This window comes from Actinoallomurus spadix (assembly GCF_024055725.1).
In the GTDB taxonomy this organism is placed as follows: Bacteria; Actinomycetota; Actinomycetes; order Streptosporangiales; family Streptosporangiaceae; genus Actinoallomurus; species Actinoallomurus spadix.
The window spans coordinates 39,274-59,445 of the sequence record NZ_JAMXMX010000022.1 but is presented as its reverse complement, the minus strand read 5'-3'; the positions used below and the strand labels follow the sequence as shown (position 1 = coordinate 59,445).

20 protein-coding genes are annotated in these 20,172 nt (G+C 72.4%); 10 read left to right on the top strand and 10 right to left on the bottom strand.

The window, feature by feature from the left end:
- Positions 1-54: 54 nt before the first annotated feature.
- A complete protein-coding gene (locus NE235_RS27695) occupies positions 55-420 on the top strand; it encodes a histone-like nucleoid-structuring protein Lsr2 (protein WP_252808152.1) in 366 nt (121 codons plus the stop codon).
- A gap of 66 nt (positions 421-486) precedes the next feature.
- On the opposite strand, the gene NE235_RS27690 is transcribed toward NE235_RS27695, so the two are convergent.
- Positions 487-4,029 (bottom strand): FG-GAP-like repeat-containing protein, encoded by a 3,543-nt coding sequence (locus tag NE235_RS27690; protein ID WP_252808150.1) that lies wholly within the window; start codon positions 4,027-4,029, stop codon positions 487-489.
- A 203-nt stretch (positions 4,030-4,232) separates the two neighbouring features.
- A complete protein-coding gene (locus NE235_RS27685; RefSeq protein ID WP_252808149.1) occupies positions 4,233-4,697 on the bottom strand; it encodes an SRPBCC family protein in 465 nt (154 codons plus the stop codon).
- Between the two features lie 114 nt (positions 4,698-4,811).
- On the opposite strand from NE235_RS27685, the gene NE235_RS27680 reads away from it, so the two are divergent.
- A complete protein-coding gene (locus NE235_RS27680; RefSeq protein ID WP_252808147.1) occupies positions 4,812-5,420 on the top strand; it encodes a class I SAM-dependent methyltransferase in 609 nt (202 codons plus the stop codon).
- Positions 5,421-5,463: 43 nt separating this feature from the next.
- Here NE235_RS27680 and NE235_RS27675 read toward each other — a convergent pair whose 3' ends face one another.
- From NE235_RS27675 to NE235_RS27655, 5 genes are all read right to left on the bottom strand, one after another.
- Entirely contained in the window at positions 5,464-6,927 is a 1,464-nt protein-coding gene (locus NE235_RS27675; protein ID WP_252808145.1) for an AMP-binding protein, read from the bottom strand.
- 135 nt (positions 6,928-7,062) lie between these two features.
- Positions 7,063-7,740 (bottom strand): TetR family transcriptional regulator, encoded by a 678-nt coding sequence (locus NE235_RS27670; protein WP_252808143.1) that lies wholly within the window; start codon positions 7,738-7,740, stop codon positions 7,063-7,065.
- A 136-nt stretch (positions 7,741-7,876) separates the two neighbouring features.
- Positions 7,877-8,143 (bottom strand): hypothetical protein, encoded by a 267-nt coding sequence (locus NE235_RS27665; RefSeq protein ID WP_252808142.1) that lies wholly within the window; start codon positions 8,141-8,143, stop codon positions 7,877-7,879.
- 85 nt (positions 8,144-8,228) lie between these two features.
- Positions 8,229-10,112 (bottom strand): Na+/H+ antiporter NhaA, encoded by a 1,884-nt coding sequence (nhaA, locus tag NE235_RS27660; protein WP_252808141.1) that lies wholly within the window; start codon positions 10,110-10,112, stop codon positions 8,229-8,231.
- An 80-nt stretch (positions 10,113-10,192) separates the two neighbouring features.
- Entirely contained in the window at positions 10,193-10,381 is a 189-nt protein-coding gene (locus NE235_RS27655) for a hypothetical protein (protein ID WP_252808140.1), read from the bottom strand.
- A gap of 224 nt (positions 10,382-10,605) precedes the next feature.
- Between NE235_RS27655 and NE235_RS27650 the strand changes: the two genes are divergently transcribed.
- Positions 10,606-10,878: a winged helix-turn-helix domain-containing protein gene (locus NE235_RS27650; protein ID WP_252808139.1), complete on the top strand. Its 273-nt coding sequence runs from the start codon at positions 10,606-10,608 to the stop codon at positions 10,876-10,878.
- 99 nt (positions 10,879-10,977) lie between these two features.
- On the opposite strand, the gene NE235_RS37730 is transcribed toward NE235_RS27650, so the two are convergent.
- From NE235_RS37730 to NE235_RS27630, 3 genes are all read right to left on the bottom strand, one after another.
- Positions 10,978-12,636: a DUF4253 domain-containing protein gene (locus NE235_RS37730; RefSeq protein WP_289849293.1), complete on the bottom strand. Its 1,659-nt coding sequence runs from the start codon at positions 12,634-12,636 to the stop codon at positions 10,978-10,980.
- A gap of 207 nt (positions 12,637-12,843) precedes the next feature.
- Positions 12,844-13,824: an alpha/beta hydrolase gene (locus NE235_RS27635; protein ID WP_252808137.1), complete on the bottom strand. Its 981-nt coding sequence runs from the start codon at positions 13,822-13,824 to the stop codon at positions 12,844-12,846.
- A 250-nt stretch (positions 13,825-14,074) separates the two neighbouring features.
- Positions 14,075-16,903: a family 20 glycosylhydrolase gene (locus NE235_RS27630; RefSeq protein WP_252808135.1), complete on the bottom strand. Its 2,829-nt coding sequence runs from the start codon at positions 16,901-16,903 to the stop codon at positions 14,075-14,077.
- Between the two features lie 243 nt (positions 16,904-17,146).
- Between NE235_RS27630 and NE235_RS27625 the strand changes: the two genes are divergently transcribed.
- From NE235_RS27625 to NE235_RS38355, 7 genes are all read left to right on the top strand, one after another.
- Positions 17,147-17,818: a TetR/AcrR family transcriptional regulator gene (locus tag NE235_RS27625; RefSeq protein WP_308206166.1), complete on the top strand. Its 672-nt coding sequence runs from the start codon at positions 17,147-17,149 to the stop codon at positions 17,816-17,818.
- 145 nt (positions 17,819-17,963) lie between these two features.
- A complete protein-coding gene (locus NE235_RS27620) occupies positions 17,964-18,440 on the top strand; it encodes an Asp23/Gls24 family envelope stress response protein (protein ID WP_252808133.1) in 477 nt (158 codons plus the stop codon).
- Positions 18,437-18,748: a hypothetical protein gene (locus tag NE235_RS27615; protein WP_252808131.1), complete on the top strand. Its 312-nt coding sequence runs from the start codon at positions 18,437-18,439 to the stop codon at positions 18,746-18,748. The genes NE235_RS27620 and NE235_RS27615 overlap by 4 nt, the downstream gene beginning before the upstream one ends.
- Positions 18,749-18,758: 10 nt before the next feature.
- Positions 18,759-18,971, top strand: coding sequence for a hypothetical protein (locus NE235_RS27610; protein ID WP_252808128.1), 213 nt, complete (start codon positions 18,759-18,761; stop codon positions 18,969-18,971).
- Between the two features lie 21 nt (positions 18,972-18,992).
- A complete protein-coding gene (locus tag NE235_RS27605) occupies positions 18,993-19,184 on the top strand; it encodes a hypothetical protein (protein ID WP_252808255.1) in 192 nt (63 codons plus the stop codon).
- Positions 19,181-19,585 (top strand): Asp23/Gls24 family envelope stress response protein, encoded by a 405-nt coding sequence (locus NE235_RS27600; protein ID WP_252808126.1) that lies wholly within the window; start codon positions 19,181-19,183, stop codon positions 19,583-19,585. The genes NE235_RS27605 and NE235_RS27600 overlap by 4 nt, the downstream gene beginning before the upstream one ends.
- A complete protein-coding gene (locus NE235_RS38355; RefSeq protein WP_252808124.1) occupies positions 19,582-20,172 on the top strand; it encodes a DUF6286 domain-containing protein in 591 nt (196 codons plus the stop codon). Before NE235_RS27600 ends, NE235_RS38355 begins: the two co-directional genes overlap by 4 nt.

The following is a 20,172-nucleotide window of genomic DNA, read 5'->3' as shown; positions in this document are numbered from 1 at the left end:
GTACGCTCGTATTATCCTAACCCCCGACAAAGTAAGCTGAGAGAGGAACACCTCGTGGCGACGAAAGTCGTAATGGTGGATGATTTGGATGGGCATGACGGTGAAGACGTCGCCAAGCGGGATTTCGAGGTTTCTGGCGTAACGTACACCATCGATCTCGGCGATGAGAACTTCAAGCGTCTCGAAGAGCTCCTCGGAGAGCTCGCGCCGTATATCGAGAAGGCGGCCAAGGTCCGCCAGGCGGGCCGGGCCCGCAAGAGCGCGTCGGACACGGCGCCGCGCCTGCGCGGCTACTCCAACAGCGACGTGCGCGAGTGGGCCGTCGCCGAGGGCATCGAGGTGAGCGAGCGCGGGAAGATCGCCGACGAGGTCTATGAGAAGTTCGTCGCCGCCCACCCGGACGCCAGGCCGGAGGAGTGACCCCGCGCCGGCGGCCCGGTCGGGACCGCCGGCGCTTCTCGAGGGCCACCTCCCGCGAGTCGTCCCTCAGAGGGTCGCCGACGGGCCGAGGTTCCCGGCGTCGTCGACGGCTCGCACCGCGACCGTCCGCGCGCCCGCCGGGACGGTGAGACTCTGCCGGCCGCCCGCGTCCGCGGTCGCCGTGACGGCCGAGACCCTGCCGTCGGCGTCGACGCGGTAGGTCGCGGCGCGGCCGGCGTACCCATCGTCGCCCGGCGCGGCGAAGCTCACCGTCGTGCCGTCACGCCGCAGGTCGCGTGGTGCGCCGGGCGGGCGGGTGTCCGTCCCGTACCTCCCGGTGCGCCACTGGTCGTGGTGGTAGGTCCACGACTCGGCGTCCGGCCTCCCCTCGGTCCTCCAGGCGAACAGATAGCCCTCGCGCGTGGTCGTCACCAGGTCCGTGCGGCCGTCGCCGTCCAGGTCGCCGGCGGACGGGGAGAACAACGTCCACCCGCCGGTGAACTTCGGGAAGCCGGCGGCCTGGCCGGACGGCGTGAACGCGTGCACCGTCGAGGTGTCCCCGCCGTCGACGACCTCCGCCCTGCCGTCCCCGGTGACGTCCGTGATCAGCGGCGCGCCGAGGAAGTCCAGACCCGCGCGCGCGTGCGGGTACCCCGCGACCGGCAGCGTGGTCGCGGCGTCGTAACCGCGCTCGTAGTTGGCGATGGCGGTGCCGCTGCCGGGGTACAGCAGCGCGGCGATCAGCGACACCGCGCCCGACCCGGACTCGGCGTACCCGAGCCGCCCGGCGTCGCCGAACCGCCCGAACGCCCCGCTCGTCGTGAACGACGCGGGCAGGTCCACCGCCGGGGCCGGCGACGAACCGGTCAGCAGCGCCCGTACGGCCGCCGCGTCGTGGCTCAGCAGCGCGGACGCCGGATTGTTGAGCGGCCCGTACGCGCCCCGGGTCGACCCGTTGCCGTTGATGAGGAACGTCGCGGAGAACGACGGCCCGGTGGCGACCTCGTCCTTGCCGTCACCGTCCACGTCGGCGACCGCCGGGCTGTTCGCAGCCTCGGTGATGAACTCCTGCGCGCTGCCGTAGTACGTGACGATCGACGGCACCCGCACCGGCCAGCCCTGCACCGGCGAGCCGTCGGCGTGGTACGCGTACACGTAGTTCGCGCCGAGCGCCTGGATGCCCGCGCCGTGGCTCTCGGAGTGCTGGGAGCGCACCACGATCTCCGGCCGGTGGTCGCCGTCGAGGTCGGCGACGGCGGGGGTGGCGTCGAGCTTGGCGTCGTCGATCGCGGTCAGCCCGGACGCCGGCTTCGGCGGGTCCGCCACGGTCACCGGCCAGCCGGAGACCTCCGAGCCGTCCGCGTGCCAGGCGTGCAGCCGCCCGTCCCAGCCGGCCTGCACGACCTCCAGGCCGGGCTGGCCGTCCAGGTCGACGAGGACGGGACAGGCCGTCGCGCCCTGGTGGGGGAGCCGGGTGTAGGGCAGCGCGGGCCGGGGGATCGCGGGCCTGCTCACGCCGGCGTTCAGGGTCTTGGGCCAGCCGGGCAGGCGCCGGCCCTGGGCGTCGAATGCGTACGTCCGGCCGGTCGTGCTGGTCACCACGACCTCCTGGCGCCCGTCGTGGAACAGGTCGCCGACGGCCACCGGGGCGATGATCGGCTCGTGGCCCGGGTCGAAGCCGGGGATCCGGGCCGGTTCCGCGTCGGTCCTCACGGGCCAGCCGGGCAGCTCCTCGCCGCTCACCCCGTCGAGAGCGTGCACCCGGCCGTCGGCGTCGCCGAACACGATGGCCTGGTGGCCCATGCCCCGCAGGTCGGCGAGCGCGGGCTCGCTCTCCCCGCCGATCCCGAAGCGCCGCGGGAACCCGGCCCGGAGCGTGCCGTCGTGGTGGACGGCGATCGCGCGGCGCTCCTCGCCCATCCGGCCCGCGTCGTCCCACACGCGCAGGCGCAGGGTGACGGTGTACTGCTCGGTCGCCGACAGCTCCTTGTCGCCGGGCATCGCGTACGCCTTGTCCCAGAACGACGGCGGCAACTTGGTCAGGTCGAGCGTGCCCACTCTGCCGTCGTACGTACCGGTGCCCTGGCCGGTCCCGGCCTCGATGAACGCCGAGTCGGCCGGTTCGATGCCCGGCGCGAATTCGAGGCGGTAGTGGAAGCCCGTGGCGCGGGACGCGTCCACGTGCCCGGTGACCGGTACGGAGGAGGTCGTCTCCGGGTCATGCAGCGAATACCAGTCCGGGCTCTCGATCCAGGTCGCGGGCGGGATGTCGCCCGTGGCGACGGCGGCGAGGGCCTTCGCGGCGTTCGGGCGGCCGTAGCCGTACTGCCGGTCCCATCCCGGCCGTCCGGGCCAGCCCAGGCTCGCGTCGTCGACGTCGCTCGCGGTCGCGCGAAGCACCTGCACGGCCTCGGCGTTGGTCAGCGGCCGGTCGATCTTCTTCTCCTTCGCGGCCTGCGCGCCGTAGGAGAGCAGCAGGCCGAACAGCCCGCCGGTGGTCGGGGTCGACTCGGAGGTCGAGCCGCCCCGCGTGGCGACCGAGAACATCGCCTTGGCGCCGAACGACGTGAGGTTCGAGCGCTCGCGGTAGGTGTTCGTGAGCGTGTTGGCGAGCACGCCCGGCGCGCCCGCCGCGTTGGCCACGAGGCCGTTGCCGGGGACTACATGCGGCCAGAACATACCTCCCTGGTGGTCCGTGGAATCGAAGTCGTTGCTGGACTCGACCATGACCACGCCGTCGTGCCACAGCCTGTCCACGGCGCGGCGCATGGCGGAGGAGTACCCCAGGTCCGCCGTCGTGCTGACGATGACCTTGGCCCCGGCCCGGCCCGCGTACAGCCACGCGGCCGCGAGGTCGTCCGTACGGTCCAGCGCCTCGTCGCCGGCGCGGATCGGCAGCAGCCGGCACTTGGGGCAGATCCCGGCGCCGAATCTCCCGTTGTCGGCCTGTGCGGCCGCGACCCGCTGCTGGTCGTTGGCGTGGCCGTACGTGGAGTCGGGCGTCGCCGGGTCGTTCTGGTCGTCGTAGAAGTCCCAGCCGGAGATGTCGTCGGTGAAGCCGTTGCCGTCGTCGTCCTCGCCGTCGGAGAACGCGACGATGAGGTCCTCCGGGTCGATGACGCCGTTGCCGTTCGCGTCGCGCACGCGCGGGTCGGCGGCGTAGTCGGCGGCGGTGACCGCTCCGTCCCCGTCGCGGTCGTAGGTGTCCGAACCGTTGGGTTTCGGCAGCTCGCCGGTGTTGAGGAAGACCTTGTTCGCGAGGTCGGCGACGTCCCCGTTGTGCCAGTTGATGCCGGCCTCGACGTAGGCGATCACCGTGTCCGGTGATCCGGTCGTGTAGTCCCGCCAGGCCGCGTCGACCGACATCCCGGCGGCCTTCTCCGGGTCCTTGGCGAGGGGGGTGCATTTCGGGATGAAGGAGTAGAGGTTGTGCTGCTCCCCGCCCGGCGCGGCCGTGGTGAGGCAGCTCAGCGGCGCGCCGTTCTCCACCGGCGCGTAGTCCGGGTCGTTGGGCGGCCCGGCGGGGAAGGTATCCGCAGCCGCCGGCCGGGCGAGCATGATCAGCAAGGCGGGGACGACGGCGCCGACGACGGCCGGGAGACGCCTCATGGGGGACCACCTCGATCAGTTGACCGCGGTGATCACTGTCCGCCAACCGCCGGGTGATGAGTAGCCCTCTGACCGGAAGAGGACATGAGCTTTTCTCGCGTTAGCCGGAACGTGAGAAGGCCGGGCCCGCCGTGAGAGCGGACCCGGCCTCGTTCCGGGAGGTCACGGCTCCGGGCCGGTCGCCGACCGTCCGGAGACCCGTGTCATCGCTCGTCCGGGCGGCCTACCTCGCCACGCCAGGAGCCGGTCTCGCCGCCGCGCTCCTCGATGAACTCCTTGAATCGCTTGAGGTCGTTCTTCGCCCGGTGCTTGACCATTCCGGTCTTGTCGGCGACGTTCTCGAGGAAGCCCTCCGGCTCCACCTCGAGCTGTAGGGCGACCCGGGTGTGGTCGTCGTCGAGCCGGTGGAAGGTCACCACACCGGCGTTCTTGGGCTCCTCCACCGAGGTCCAGGCGATGCGCTCGTCGGGACGCTGCTCGGTGATCTTCGCGTCGTACTCGCGGGTGGCGCCCGCGACCTTCACCTTCCAGTGCGTGAGCGTGTCGTTGACCTGCCTGATCTCCTCCACGCCCTCCATGAACTCCGGGAAGTCCTCGAACTGGGTCCACTGGTTGTACGCCGTGTGCACCGGGACGTGGACGTCGATGCTCTCCATGACGCTGCTCATCGTCCATCTCCTTCGCAGTCGCGATTTCCGGTCAGGTGCCTCCGCTACCCGGTGAAACGGCACGTAAACGAGGGTCCGAACCGGACGCGGCCTCCGATCGGAGATCATTGGCCGATGACCCGCACCGGCGATCACGACTACTGGAACCACAACACCCACTACCACCGGTTGGTGCTCGACGCGATGCCCGACCCGTGCGAGGCGGCGCTGGACGTCGGGTGCGGTGAGGGCCTGCTCGCCCGCCGGCTCGCGACCAGGGCGCGCCGGGTCACCGGGGTCGACCGCTCGGCCGAGATGATCCGGCAGGCACGCGGACGCGCCGGCGGGTCCGGCGGCCTGGAGTTCTTGGCGGCCGACTTCCTCCGGCACCCGTTCCCCGAGGGCGCGTACGACCTGGTCTGCTCGGTGGCGGTCATCCACCACATGGACTTCACGGCCGCGCTGACCCGGATGGCGGACCTGCTCCGCCCGGGCGGGACACTCGTGGTCGTCGGCCTGGCCCGCGACCGCACGCCCCTGGACCGGGCGTTCAGCGGCGCCGTCCTCCCCGCCATCATGATCGCCGACCGGGTACGCGGTAAGGCGGATCCGGCGGGCATGCCGATGACGGAACCGGAGATGAGCTGGGGCCGGGTGCGCCGGGAGGCCCTGCGGCTGCTGCCCGGCGCGCGCTTCCGGCGGCACCTGTACTGGCGCTACTCGGTCCGCTGGCGAAAGCCCTGACGGTACCGGCTCGTATCTCCGGCGTCCAGGTGATGGGCCGCGATCAGGTGGTCCCCGCGGCGGCGCAGGGCTCGGCGGGGACACGGGCGGCGCGGAGGGCGGTGCGCCGGATCTTCCCCGCGTCGTCCCGCAGCGGCTCGGTGACGAACTCGAACGTCCTGGGCAGCTTGTACGCCGCGAGCCGCTCCCGCAGGTGGGTGAGCAGCGCCGTCTCGTCGACGCCCGCGTCGGCCTGGACGATGGCGTGCGGCACCGATCCGAGATCCTCGTCGGGCAGCCCGATCACGGCGGCCGAGCGCACTCCCGGGTGCTCCTCGAGAACCCCCTCGACCTCGGCCGGATACACGTTGGACCCGCCGACGAGGATCATGTCGGTGTCGCGGTCGGTGAGGTAGAGATAGCCGTCGGCGTCGATGTAGCCGAGGTCGCCCAGGCACTCCCAGCGGCCGTCGGAGCGGGCCGTGGCGCCGATGTAGGTGTACGTCGGCCCGGCGTCCGGGCGCATCCACACCTGGCCGACCCGTCCCGGGCCGAGGGGCCGGCCGGACTCGTCCCGGACCTCGATGTCGCCCGTCAGCGGGCGGCCGACCGAGCCGCGGTGGGCGAGCCACTCGGTGCCGCTGATGCGGGTGACGGCCTGGGCCTCGGTCCCGGCGTACAGCTCCCAGACCCGCTCCGGGCCGAGCCAGTCGATCCACGCCTGCTTGAGCCACGGCGCGATCGGCGCGCCGAGGTGGAACAGGACGCGCAGCGCCGACAGGTCCGCGGCCGCGCGGTCGGCCTCCGGAAGCCGCCAGATCCGGTGCATCATCGTCGGCACGGCGTACATCCAGTCGACGCGGTGCCGCTCGGCGAGCCGGAGCGCCTCCGCCGCGTCGAAGCGCTCCATCAGGACCACGTGCTTGCCGAACAGCAGGGCCGCCGTGAGGGACATGAACGGGCCGTTGTGCGTCAGCGGCGCCGTGACCAGCGCCGCTCCGCCCTCCGGCAGCTGCGCCGCGAGACCGAACAGGCCCGCGCGCTCGGCGATGCCGGGCTCCACGGTGGCGATCAGCTTGGGGCGTCCGGTGCTGCCGCCGGAGGCGAGGATCTTCCAGGGCTGCGGGACGACGCCCGGGGGAGCGGACTCCGGCTGGCCCGCTCCGGCCGACGGCGGGAGGGTGCCCGGCCCGCTCGCGGCGATCACGATCCTGGGCCGGGCCAGATCGAGGACCGGCTTGCGTTCGGCGGCCGGCAGCCGGTCGGAGATGGGCACCGGGGTGCCGCCGGCCTTCCAGACGGCCAGCAGCGCGACGACGAAGTCGACGCCGTTGGGCAGGACGATGGCGACGCGGTCGCCGACGCGCACGCCGTGGTCGCGCAGTTCCCACGCGAGACGGTTCGCGCGTTCGTCCAGCTCGCGCCGGGACAGGGTGACTCCGCCGCAGGTCAGGGCCGGCGTCTCGGGCTCCGCCGTCGCGAGGCGTGTCACTGCGACGCCGAGCGGGGTTCCGGTGACTGCGGACATGGAACGTTCTCTTCCTTCGCGGCTCGTGGCGGCGTCCTCGCGGCGGACGGCACGCCGGGGACCGGTCGCGGGTCCGTACATCGGCGAGATCAATAAGTTACTTGACGTAACATAGGGTCCTCTCGTAGTGCCGTGTCAAGCGGTTCCCGGATCGTCACCGCGCGTGCCGGGCGGCCGGCCCGTCATCCAGCCGGCGTCCCCGAAGCCGTTCCAGAGCAGGTCCGTCAGCTGGGCGACGAGCTCCTCCCGGCTGACGTGGCGCCGGTCGAGCCACAGGTCCGTACTGCTGCGCACCAGCCCGACCATGGCATGCCCCCAGGTCAGCAGCGCCGCCTGCCGCTCGGGACTCTTGTCCTCGTTCACCGACGACATGAAAGCGGCGAGGTCGTCACCGATCAGGCGGAGAAAGGAATCGAGCGCGTCCCCGAGAGCGGGAACGCCCTCCGCGCTGCCCCGCGTCAGGAAGCGGTACGTCTGCGGGGCCTCGTCGATCCGCCGCAGGATCACCTCGATGGCGGCGTGGGTGCGTTCGCGTGGATCGGCGTGGGCGGCCAGCGTCGTGCGCCACTCGCTCAGCAACGCGACGGCGAAGCGTTCACCGACCGCGTGGGCGAGCCCGTTCTTGTCGCCGAAGTGACGGTAGACGATGGGTTTGGAGACACCGGCCTCGGCGGCGACGGTGTCCATGGAGACCTGAGGGCCGTCCCGCGCGATGGCCCGCTCCGCCGCGGCGAGCAACTGGTCGCGCCGCTGGGCCCGCGGCAGGCGCTTGGCGGTGGGCGGGCCGTCGCCGGTGGCCGCCGGTTCCCCCACGTGCCCTCTCCCTCCGCTTCCGGTAGGGGCCCAAGCGTACGCGGACGGCGGGCCCGCGGCGCCGGGCGAGCGGCCCCCATGCTCCGGCGTGACCGGGCGGCCGGGGCCGTGCTCCGGCCGCCCGGTCCGTCCCGGGTCAGAGCCGGCCGGCGGGCTCCCAGACCGCGGCCAGTTGCCAGCTGCCGTGGTCGCGGCGCAGCTCGTACGTCGCCGGGGTCTGGCTTCCGGCCGCGCGGGCCCGGACCTGCCACAGCTGGGTGTCGACGTCATCGCGGGGCCGCTGGAGCCCGAGCATCTTGACGAAGGTGATCACTTCATAGCCGCAACCGTCCCACGTGAAGCGGGCGGGGCGATCGGCGAGGACCTCTACCTGGACCGGTTCGTCGTACACACGCCGTCTCATGCCCCCAGCCTATTCGAACTGGTGTTCGATTTTCGAGTGCTGGAGGCATCCGCGTACCTCCCGGGATCCCGGGCCTGGCCTGGGGTCAGACGTTGATCATCGCCTTGGCCTTCGCCGCCCGTACCGCCGCGGTGAGCGTCTCGATGTCGTACGCGCCGTGATGCCGGCGGCCGTTGATGAAGAACGTGGGAGTGCCGGAGACCCCGCTGAGGTCGGCCGACTGCACGTCCTCGGCGACCCGGGAGGCGCCGGCCTGCTCGCGCAGGTCCCGGCGGAACCGTGGCACGTCCAGCTTGAGCTCCTCGGCGTACCGGATCAGGTCGGCGACCCGCAGGTCGCCCTGGTGGTCCATCAGGATGTCGTGCATCTCCCAGAACGCCCCCTGCGCGGCCGCGGCCTCACTCGCCTCCGCGGCGAACTGCGCGTTGGGATGCACGTCCTGCAGCGGGAGATGCCGCCAGACGTACCGCACGTCGCCGTACCCGGCCAGCAGCTCGCGGACGACCGGCTCGGCCTGGCCGCAGAACGGGCACTCGAAGTCGCCGTACTCGACCACCGTCACCAGCGCGTCCTCCGGGCCGCGGATGTGGTCCCGGTCGGGATCGACCGGGACCGCCAGGTCGACGATGCTCTCGGCCGTGCCCATCAGCGCCCGCAGCCGGAGCTGCACCGGGAGCATGGCGGTCACGCGGAACAGCGCCCACGTCAGGATCGACGCGGCCAGCGCGGACGCGAGGATGCCGAGCTTCGCCTCCTCCAGCCGGGTGCCCTTGAAGGCGAGCGTCGCGATCAGCAGCGACACGGTGAAGCCGATCCCCGCGATCGTCCCGCCGCCGAGCACCGCGGCCCAGCCCACGGGGGGCCGGACCCGCCCCCGGGTCAGCCGGGTGAGCAGCGCCGTCGACGCGGTGATGCCCAGCGGCTTGCCGATCACATAGGCGACCAGGATGCCGAGCGTGATCGGGGAGGTGAACGCGCGGGACAACAGGCCACCGCTGATCGTGATGCCCGCGTTGGCCAGGGCGAACAACGGAACGATCAGGTAACTCGTCCAGGGGTGGTACAGCAGTTGCAGGCGCTCGTTCGGCGAGATCGCCGAGGCCAGCCCGGTGCTCGCCGTCCGCGCCAGCTCGGCCGTCGGCTGCTCGCGGAACTCCCGGAACAGGTCGCTGGCGCGCTCCAGGTCCGTGCGGGCGGCCGGCGACGCGTACATGATCAATCCCATCGCCAGGCCGACGACGACGGGCTCGACGCCGGACTTCAGCATCGCCACCCAGCCCGCCGCCCCCAGCATCAGGTAGACGAATCCGTACCGCACGCCCGTCGCGCGGACGAAGAGGATGGCGGCGAAGATGACGAGCGCCGCCAGGAGCGCGGACAGTCGCACGGCCTCGCTGTAGAAGACGCCGATGACGGCCAGGGCGACGAAGTCGTCGACGACCGTCACCGTGAGCAGGAAGGCGTGCATGCGCGCGGGCAGCCTGGCCGCGGCCAGGCTCAGCATCCCGAGCGCGAACGCCGTGTCGGTCGACATCGCGACGCCCCAGCCGTGCGCCGCCGGGCCGCCGCCGTTGACCGCCAGGTAGACGGCGATCGGCACGATCATGCCACCGACGCCCGCGACCAGCGGCAGCACCAGACGCCGGCGGTCGCGCAGCTCGCCCATGTCGAACTCCCGGCGTGCCTCCAGCCCGACGACGAAGAAGAAGAAGGTCATCAGGCCGCTGTTCACCCACGTCCGCAGGTCCAGCGACACCCCCGAGCCGCCGAGGCGGATGGACAGCGCCTCGTGCCAGAGACGGTCGTACGACGACGGGTCGACGTTCGCCCACACCAGCGCGACGATCGTCGCGGCCAGCAGCACCATCGCGCTGCCGGTCTCGGTCCGCAGGAACTCTCGCAGCGGAGTCTTGAGGTTCCACGCCCAAGCGGTCCGGCCGGAGTACGGGGCCTCCCCAGATTCGGTCATACAGGAATTGTCATGCAGGTGGGGAGGTGGCTTGCGCACGCCGCGCCCTGCCGAGGGCCGGCCGACGCGGCCGGTCAGGGCTACCGCTCTTCGGGGAGGTCCGCGAGGATCCGGCGGGCGACCCGCGGATGGCGCCGGATCAGCTCGGCGAGTTGCTCGTGCTCGGACCAGTGCGCGACGCCGACGACCGGAACGCTCGCCAGCGTCGTGCGGAAGTCGTCCAGCGCCGCCTGGATGCGACGGGCCCGGTCGGTGTCGTCGTCGCTCATGGGATCCCGCCCTCCGTCCCCCTGGGGCGGTGGCGCCACCGTCCAGTCCCCGCGCGCCACCGCCCCCCGGGTGCTCGATGAGGCCGCCAACCCACCGAAGAAAGCGGCCGCCGGAGAGCACCCGGCCTCTCGCTGAGTAACCTAGCAGCTACGTAGCGCGGTGTATAGCGGTAGGCCGCTACCTGTGCATACCTGCAGCTCGGGGGTGCTCTAGCGTGATCTCCGTGAGCGACGAGAAGCCGGTTTTCGATGGATCTGACCCGGAATACCGTTACAAGCAGGTCGCCGACCACATCGCGAAGCGCATCGAGAAGGGTGAACTGCGGCCCGCCACCCGGCTCCCGGGAGAGCGCGACCTCGCGGTGGAGTACGGCGTGGCGCTCGGCACCGCCCGGCGTGCCGTCCGCGACCTGCGGGAACGCCGGCTGGTCATCACCCTGCCGGCGAAGGGCACCTACATCCGCGCGCTGAAGAAGGACGACGGCGCCGACGGATGACCGCGGTCCGCCCCAAGGGCCGGACCGCGGCTCACTCCCACCACGACCACGCTGTTGTCACCGCGACCAGGTAACAACTCCGCAGGTCGGGCCGCGTGGTCATTCCCACCAGAACGTCCACAGGGAACTGCCGCAGATCTGCTCGGCGTGCCCTTCCAGGGTGCCGGGGCCCTGCAGGATGATCTCTGGGCAGAACGTCCAGTGCTCGGCCGCGACGTGCAGTGCGTGCCGGAAGGTCATCGGCGGCGCGGCGACGCTGAGCTCCAGCGTGTTGAACCCGATCCCGATGAGGCGCGCCCCGAACCGGTCCTCCCAGCTGCGCACCACCGCCGACAGGGGGGCGGTCCAGGGGTTGTGGTGACGGGCGCCCTGCCAGCCCATCGCGGTCAGCGCGTCGGCGCCGCGGGTCACGGGCACGAGCCCCAGGGGCCGCCCGGTGAGGACCTCCACGCACCGCCCGGCGAGGGTGTCGGGATCCTCCCGCCGCTCGCCCGGCGGGGCGAGGCCGGGGGAGTAGCGGCCGAACGGGGTGATGTCCGCGGCCGGCTCGTCCCACTCCGACCAGACCTCGGCCATGAACGCGGCCGCGTCGTAGTTGCCGATCTCGTCGATCGGCTCCGGCGCGATCTGGCCGGTGGACCACGGCTGCGTGGTGTCCTCGAGCATCACCGGCCACAGGCCCGACGCGTGGGTCTCGGCCCGCAGCCGGGGCCACAGCGCGCACGGCACCGGGTCGTCGCTGATCCAGAAGGCGGGCCGCTTGGGCGGCTGATGCTGCGGGTAGCCCGGATCAGGCCAGACCACGTATCCGGATGGGAGCGTCACGGACAGTGTCCGTCCGGCGCCGCCGTCAGGGAAGAGTTCAGCCACTTCTGGCGGCAGCCGTTCGTGATAGTCCATCGCAGTCGCTCCGGCGCCGGGCGGATCCCGGCGCTGCGGAGATCGTAGTGCGGCCGCCGCTAGCGCCGTCTTACCGCTGAAGACGGGCAGGTAGCCGCTGGCGTGACCGGTCGCCGTCGGGTGGTAGGAGTTCCCGATCGGCAAGGTGACCGAGTTGAGCCAGTTGTCGCCGGAGCACAGCTCGTGCCCGGAGAACTGGCCGCGTACGTCGGCGAAGGTGAACCCGGCGTTGGCCGCGGCCTTGCCGATCACGGTGTCGAGTTCGTCGGCCGCGCTGTTCAGGGCGACGTGCTTGGTGTGGCTCATCCCGATGCACCCGGAGTCGTTGGTGATGTAGAGGTGCGGGTAGTCGAGCACGACGACGTGCGCGTTCGGGGCCTTCGACCTGATCGACGCGTAGACGTTGTTCAGCAGGCCCGGCAGCTGCGTGTCGGCGAAGTTCTTCGCGGTGTTGACCGCGCTGACGCAGGAGGAGTCGGAGCTCAGGACGCAGGTCTGCATGACGCTGCTGAATCCCGCGTCATTGCCGCCGATCGTGATGCTCACCAGCGAGGTGCTCGAACTGAGCGAGCCGAGCTGGTTGTTGAGCACGTCGCCGGTCTTGGCGCCGGCACAGGCCGCGAACGTGAAGGAGGCGGGGGAATGGGAGGCGGCCCACTTGGCGGGGTAGGCCTTGCTGCTGCGCTGGCAGGCGCTGTCCAGGTCGTACGAGCCGGTGCCGGTGCCCGACGAGTACGAGTCGCCGAGCGCCACATAATTGGTCGTCGCCGCCGAGGCGGAGGCGGCGGCGGCGACCACGGTGGCGGCCGAGACGGTGAGCGCGCATGCCGCGGAGACGACGAGGCGGGGGAGTTTCATCGACTCTCCTGAATGGGGGGACGGAGGCTCGACTTACTCAAGCACCGAAATCCCGAGTTGAGGAGAAGCCGAAATCGGCCAGATCTCGTGACCGATTCAGTCGTTGACATCCGACGGAACAAATGTCAGATTCGTTGACTATTGCCGGAAACGGCGGACCTGGATGCGCAGAAGATGGGCGCGGGCGGTCAGCGGCCCGAGGTCCGCTCAGGCGCGGGCGACCTGGGAGTCACGGCCCAGCGCGATCAGCGCGAGATTCCGCAGGGAGACCGATCCCGGCCGCAGGTAGTCACCGTGACCGCCGGACCCGGCCGCGAAGACTCGCGCGCCGAACGCGGGCGCCACGGGGTCGGTGCCAAAACCCAGGCCGAACATCCGCACATGCGGGACCAGCCCGATCCAGTCGCTCGCACCGCGCCCCGCCCAGACCCGGGCCCGCGTGCCCAGGCCGGCCGCGCTGGACACCGACATCCCCGGGCTCCCGAACGCCGCCACGGCGCCGACGGGCAGGCCCCTGACCGCCTCCCCGCACACGACCGAGCCGTAGCTGTGGCAGAGCAGAGTGGTTCGGGCGGAGGGGTTGAGGCGATGGACGCCGGTCACGAACCGGCGGAGCCGGGCCGCGCCGGTGTCGGCGCGGAAGTCCGTGATGACCCCGGGGCTCGTCACCTTGGGCGGGCTGTAGCCCAGCCAGGCGACCACGGCCAGGTCCGTACCCGGCTCGACCCGGCGGGCCTGGTCCAGCAGCGCCCGCGCGCCACCGCCCGGAGTGGTGAACGGCCGGCGCCCCCGGACGTCGAACGTCGTCAGGGTCGTGTCCGCGCCCGGCACCAGGATCGCCACCTCCCGCGCGTGCGCGAGGTCCCCGAGGACCTCGACGGCACGGCCGGTGCCCCGCGCGTCGAAGAACAGGAACCGCCGGCCGGGCGTCATCAGGCGGGTCAGCGACCGGACCATCGCGAAGTCCTGGATCCGCCGCGCCGTCTTCAGCGCCGCCCCCATCGCGCGGCGGTTCGCCTTGTAGCGGGCGGCGAGGGTCGACACCGACAGGGCCGGCAGCGCCTCCGGCTTGGCGTACAGGTTGACGCGCCCCGCGCCGAGGGTCGTCACCCAGATCGCGATCACGACCGCGACGGCCGCCAGGCACCTGCCGAGCCCACGGGTACGAGGCAGTCGAGGCGTGATCATACGGGGGACCCTCCAGGGGTGAGGAACGACGACAGCGGGAGCCGGGCCCGGACGAGGCCGGCCGCGCACTCCGCCGGCCGGCTCTGGAGGAGAGCCCCCACGCGGCGCCGGTGCACGGGCCCGATCACGCCCATCGTGACCGGGCCGTGATCGGGCCGCCGGAGAGTGAGATAGGCGGCCGGGGACGTTGGTTCGCCCGGCCGCCCGCCGATCTCACGGGACAGGCGTCATCGCCGCTCCCGGGCCGGTCCTACCCGACCGGTGCCCAGGACGACGGGGACGTGTCCGGCGCGGCCGACGTGCCGGCGCGCGTCGCCCGGAAGATCTCACCCTGGTGGTCCACCAGCGCGCCCGCCGGATACGCGGTGCCCGTCCGCCACACCGGCAGGCCGACCGGGGAGATCCGGCTCACTCGCCCGTCGACGGCGCGGGTGCGCAGCAGCACGGTCGGCCCGGCCTTCACCGGCCCGGCGTACGGTCGCCAGGAGACGCCGTCGGTGGAGTACTCGATCGCCATTCCCGGGTCACGGACGTTCGCGGTGAGCGTCCCGTCGCTCACCCGCCCGCCCGGCAGCGGAATACGGTAGTTCACGCCGACGCCCGGCAGCCCCACCGGCCGGTAGTAGGACAGCAGCGGGAAGGTCACCTGCCCGAGCGTGTTCGAGAAGACGTTCCAGGCCGCCGGCATCCGCGCGGTGTCCGGTGTGTCGCGGTTCCAGGCCCGCTCGGCGACGCCGAGGAGCTTGGGGAACGCCTGGTACTCCCGGATCCCCTCCGCCTTGCCGTTCTCGGCCCACAGGTTGGCCTCCATGCCGAGGATGTTCGCGCGGCCCGCCGGCGTCAGCCGCTCCCAGCCCGGGTTCGGCTGGATCGGGTCGCCCCACCGGTCCTCGGTCGCGCTCGCGTACACGTCGTACGGCTGGTACGTGAACGTGCTCTTCTCGTCCACGTAGTTCGCCCAGTAGTACCCGGGCTCGTCCGGGTCCTTGTTGTAGGCCAGGTCCATGTACAGGTTCGTGGCGTGCGCCAGGACCACCTTGCGGCCCGTGTTCGCGAAGTGGTACGCCCAGTCCTCCCGGCCCCAGCCCCAGACGTTCTGCCAGGGCAGCGCGACGAAGTGGTCGAGGTTCAGGGTCCGCGGGTCGTCCCGGACGACGTCCTCCCACCCGGCGGTCGCCGGCGCGGCCGTCAGCGCGATCCGGTTCCACTTCGTGAAGAAGTAGTTCATCAGGGCGGCGTCGTCCTTGCCGGCGGTGTCCGGATTGCTCTTGCACGCGGGCGACCCCTGCCAGCGGTCCGGCCCCGGCGGCTCGTCACCGCCCAGGTTGAAGATCTCCAGCGGCGCGCCGGCCCGGGCGTACAGCCTCTTCACCTCGGTCGCGACCTTGCCGAGGAACGCGTAGGTGCCCGGCAGACACGGGTTGGCCAGGTTGTCGGTGTAGCCCTGGACGCTGACGTGGTTCGAGGTGTCCTTCGGGTCCAGCAGCCGGTACGTCGCGTCGCCGGTCCGCTGGTAGCGGCGTTCCATCGACTGCACCGCGGCCCGCGCGTGCGCCGGGAAGTCGAACTCGGGGACGACCTGGACGTGCCGCCGGTTCGCGTACTTGAGGATCTCGACGAAATCGGCCGTCGTGTAGTAGCCGCTGCCCTTGCCGACGAAGTTCACCGTGTCCTGCTCGAACCCCTGGTACGCGGGCGTGCGTCCCAGGTTGGCCTCCGTCGCGGTGCGGGCCTTGCCCGTGACCCCGTCGCCGCCGCCCAGGTCGTCGCCCGAGCCCATGACCTGATGCAGCCGGGTCTTCTCACCGAGGTCCAGGCCGCGGTGCGCGCCGAAGCCGGTCAGCTCGGGGAGCCCCGGGATCTGCAGCCGCCAGCCCTCGTCGTCGGTGAGGTGGAGGTGCAGCCGGTTCAACTTCAGGTACGACATCAGATCGAGGAACTTCTCGATCGTCTGCCGGGTCTCAAAGTGCCGCGCGACGTCGATGCCCATGCCGCGGTATCCGAACAGCGGGGCGTCGGCGATCGTCGCGCGCGGCACGCCGATCTTAGCCTGCCGGGCGCCGCGGGCCGCCGCCTCGTACGCCGGCACGGGGATGAGCTGGCGCAGCGTCTGCACGCCGTACAGCACGCCGGCCGCGTCGCTTCCGACGATGTCAACGCCGTGGGCGGTCGCGCGCAGCGTGTAGCCCTCGGCGTCCGTCCTGCCGTCGTGGTCGACGTCCAGCCTCGGGTCCACCGACAGCCGGACGACGGTCCCGCCCTCGCCGCCGCGGCCCTCTCCGCCGCCTCTGACGACGTCGCCGAGCGCCGACCGCAGGTAACCGGCCTCACCGGCCAGCCCGGCCGAGTGACGGATCGTGGTCCGCCCGTCGAGCGTCACCGTGCCCTCGGCGGCGGTGGCCGACAGGGGCTGCGGGACGAGCCGCTGCCGCAGGGTGAGGTCCACCTTCCGCGCGGTGTCGTCGGCGAACCGCGTCGCCGCCGTCTGGACGGGCCGGTTGTCGCCGGAGAACGCCTTGGTCTGCTTCGGGTCGGCCGGATCCAGCAGCGCCTTGGCGGGAACCCACTGGGCGGGGCCGCCGCCGAAGGAGATGCTCCAGCCCGCGGGCGCGTCGGTCTTCTGAACCGCCCACAGCTCGAAGTTCATGTCGATCGCGCGGCGCTCGCCCGGCTTGAGCGGGGCGAACCCGCCCGTGGGCGTGAGGACGTAGAGGTCGCCGCTCTGCGCCGCGTCGGCCCGGGCGACCGTCAGCCCCTGAGCGGCGAGCTGCGCACGCGCGGTGTCCCCGGCCGCGCCGGACAGCACGGCGGCCGGCCGGCGTACAGAGTTGAAGTACAGGGCCCAGTCGCCGCCGAGGGAGCACCGGCCGCCCCCGTTGGCCAGTGTGAGCCGGGCGAGGTGGTACTGCGCGTCGGTGACGGTGTGGTCGATCGGCTGGAAGGTGACGGACAGGTCCCGCCCGCGCGGGTGACACGCGCCGGTCATCGCGTGGGCGGGGGCCGTCGTGAGGACGAAGGACGAGGTCAGCGCGCTCGCCGCCAACAGGCGTAGCGCCGCCGATCTGATCGGGATGCTCATCGTGGAAGGTGCCGCTCTCATGGGAGTCCGGTAGGGGCCATCGTCGCCCGATGGCTGGGCGTGGAAGGCGCAGCGGGGCAGGGGGATGGTCAGGGACCGTCGCGCGGCCAGGGCTCTAACACGGACAGGAAACTAACCTGTTTAATTTCGGCGGGGCAACGAACCGACCTCCTCCGGCCACGAAGATCCGGTTCAGAGCCTCTGACCAGGATCGGTCGACGATCGCGGTACTAGGCTCGGATCGTGATCGACGGCGTACGAGACGAGGGGACCGTTCCACGCGGCGACGACGACCCGCCCGGTGAACGTGCGACGGCGAGAGCGTCGGGCGGCCGTGCGGGCCGTGACCCGCGCCGCCGCCGGGCCCTGCTCGAGGCCGCCGACCGGATCATTCTCCGGGAGGGCCCGGAGGCGTCGATGGCCGCGATCGCGTCCGAGGCGGGCATCAGCAAGCCCATCCTCTACCGGCACTTCGGTGACAAGTCCGGTCTCTACCAGGCCCTCGCCGAACGGCACACCCGGGCGCTCATGGACAACGTGCGGGCAGCCTTCTCCCGCCCCGGCGACATCCGCACGCGGTCGCGGGCGGCGATCGACACCTACCTCGCCGCCATCGCCGCCAACCGGCATCTCTATCGGTTCCTCGTGCACCGGGCCGGCGCCGAGGACGCGGCCACGCACAGCGCGATGGGCACGGTCATCCGCGGCCTCGGCGGCGAGATCGCCGACATCCTGCTACGGGAGGGGCTGCTGCCCGACCCGGTCCGGGTCCACATCTGGAGTCATGCCACGGTGGGCATGGTCCAGGCGGCGGGGGAGTGGTGGCTGGACCACCCCGACGTCCCGCGCGAGACGGTCACCAACGGCATCGTCGACCTCCTCCTCGACGGCCTCCCGGAGGTCACGCGCCACTGATCACCCCTGGGCGAGTCGCGGTCGTCTGGGCGGTTTGTCCGTTATTGCTGTGGGTAGGGCGAGCCCTGACAGGGGGCGAACCCGGCAGTGGCCGTCGCGGGACCGGTGCGACCTGTGCGCACGTCTCGCCGGGAAGGGAGGCCACATGAGCGCGGCGGAGAGTGGGAAGACGACCTCGGCGGTCTCCGAGCCGAAGGGTGCGGTGAGCGCCCGGACGGGCAGTGAGCTGGTCGGCGAGCACGGCAGGACGTCGATCGCGGACGCGGTCGTCGCCAAGGTCGCCGGCATGGCGACCCGCGAGGTCCCGGGGGTGTACGCGATGGGCTCGGGCCTGTCCCGCGCGGTCGGGGCCGTCCGCGAACGCCTTCCCCGGGCCGGCGGCCAGAGCGTCACCCGGGGCGTCATGGTCGAGGTGGGCGAGCGGCAGACCGCGATCGACCTGGACATGATCGTCGAGTACGGGGTGTCCATCCCCGATCTCGCCAACGGCGTGCGGCGCAACGTCATCACCGCCGTGGAGAAGATGTGCGGCCTGGAGGTCACCGAGGTCAACATCACCGTCGGCGACGTTCACCTCCCGGACGAAGAAGAAGCCGAGCCGGCCGAGCCGCGGGTCCAGTGACGCTCTCCGGCGGCACCGTCGGCACCGGCGAGGCCGGGAGCCTGGCCGACCGGATCAGCGCGGCCGTGGCCGCCTGCCCGTTGGTGGCACGACTCGCCGAGGGGCCGATCGGGACCTATCTGCCCGGCCGTTCCGTCCGGGGCGTGGCGGTCGGAGACGGCGAGGTTCGTGTCGCGGTCGTGGCCCGCTACGGCCGGCCGCTGGCCGAGGTCGCCGACCAGGTGCGCGCAGCCGCGCGGAGCGTGGTGCCGGAGTGGCGGGTCGACGTGGCCATCGACGACATCGAGATTCCCGGACGGCACGGATGAGGCGGCACGGATGAGACCGGACCGGCACGAGTTCAGCGTCTGGGTGCGGGCCCATCACCCGGACGTGGGCGGTGATCCGGAGCGGTTCGCCGCCGGCCTGGACCGCTGGCGCGCCGGCGCCGGAGAGGCGGGGAACGTGACGGTGTTCCGCTCCCGGCGAGGGCTGTGGCCGATCGTCCGCTGGGCGCGGCGCGGGCGCCGGGGGAGACGGCGCCCGGCGTGAGGAATGCGGGGTGTGGAGGACATGGACGAACTGCGCTGGTGGCCGGTGGTCGGCCTGGCGTTCGGAACGGCGCTGGGCTTCGCCGGTGCGTTCGGCGGCGTCGCCGCGTTCTTGATCGTGCTGGTGCTCGGAGTGGTCGGGCTGCTGGCCGGACGGGCGCTCATCGGCGATCTGAACCTGCGTGAACTGCTCGGCGGCCGGAGGCACCCGTGAGCTCCGCGCCTCCGGCGCCCGCGGCTGCGGAGCGCGTCGCCGCGGAGGAGACCCGCGGCCGCACCGTGATCGGCGCCCGGGTGGTGGAGAAGATAGCGTTCCGCGCGCTGACCGAGGTCGGCGGGATCGCCGGGGCCGGCGAGCGGCACGCGGGCCTGCCCTTCACGCGGGGTCCGGCGGCCACCGGGCCCCGCGTGAAGGCCCGCGTCGACGGCGGGCTGGCGGCGCTGCGGATGCGCGTCTCCGTCGTCTACCCGGCGCCGGTGCGGCAGGTGACCCAGACCCTGCGGGCCCATGTCATGGCCCGCGTAGGGGAGCTGACCGGCCTGCGGGTGCGCCAGGTCGACATCGACATCGCCCGGCTGACGCCGCCCGGGCCGGCCGGCGAGCGTCCGCTGTGACCGCCTCGGAGCGGGAGCGGCCGCCCGCGGTGTCCCGCCGCGGCGGACGGCGCGTGTTCCGGCCCCGCCGCGCCGTCCCGGCCGTCCTGGCGGCGGCCGCGCTGGCCGCCGCCGCCTTTCTCATCGCGGTCGAGGTGATCACCTCCCTGCTGTCCCCCCGGTCGGGGAGCGTGCTGCCGGTGCCGTACCTGGCGGGCCTCGGACGCGCCACGCGCTGGGCCGATCCGCTGGCACTGGCCGTGGCGTGCCTGCTCGCGGTGCTCGGGCTGCTGCTGATCCTGCTCGCGCTGTGGCCCGGCCGCCCGCGGGTCATCGCGCTGGCCTTCGACGACCCCGACGTGGTCGTGGGCATCACGGCGGCGGGGCTCCGGCGGCAGCTCGCCCAGGCCGCCCGGAACGTCGACGGCGTGACCCGGGCGCGTGTCCGGCTCCGGCGCGGCGGGGTACGGGTCCAGGCGGCGAGCCCTCTCCGCGATCCCCGCGGGCTGCCCGAGCAGGTGGAGCGGGCCGTCACCGGACGGCTCCGGGAACTCGCCCCGCTGCGCCCGCCGCACGTGCGCGTCACCGTCCGGAACCGGGAGGACTGA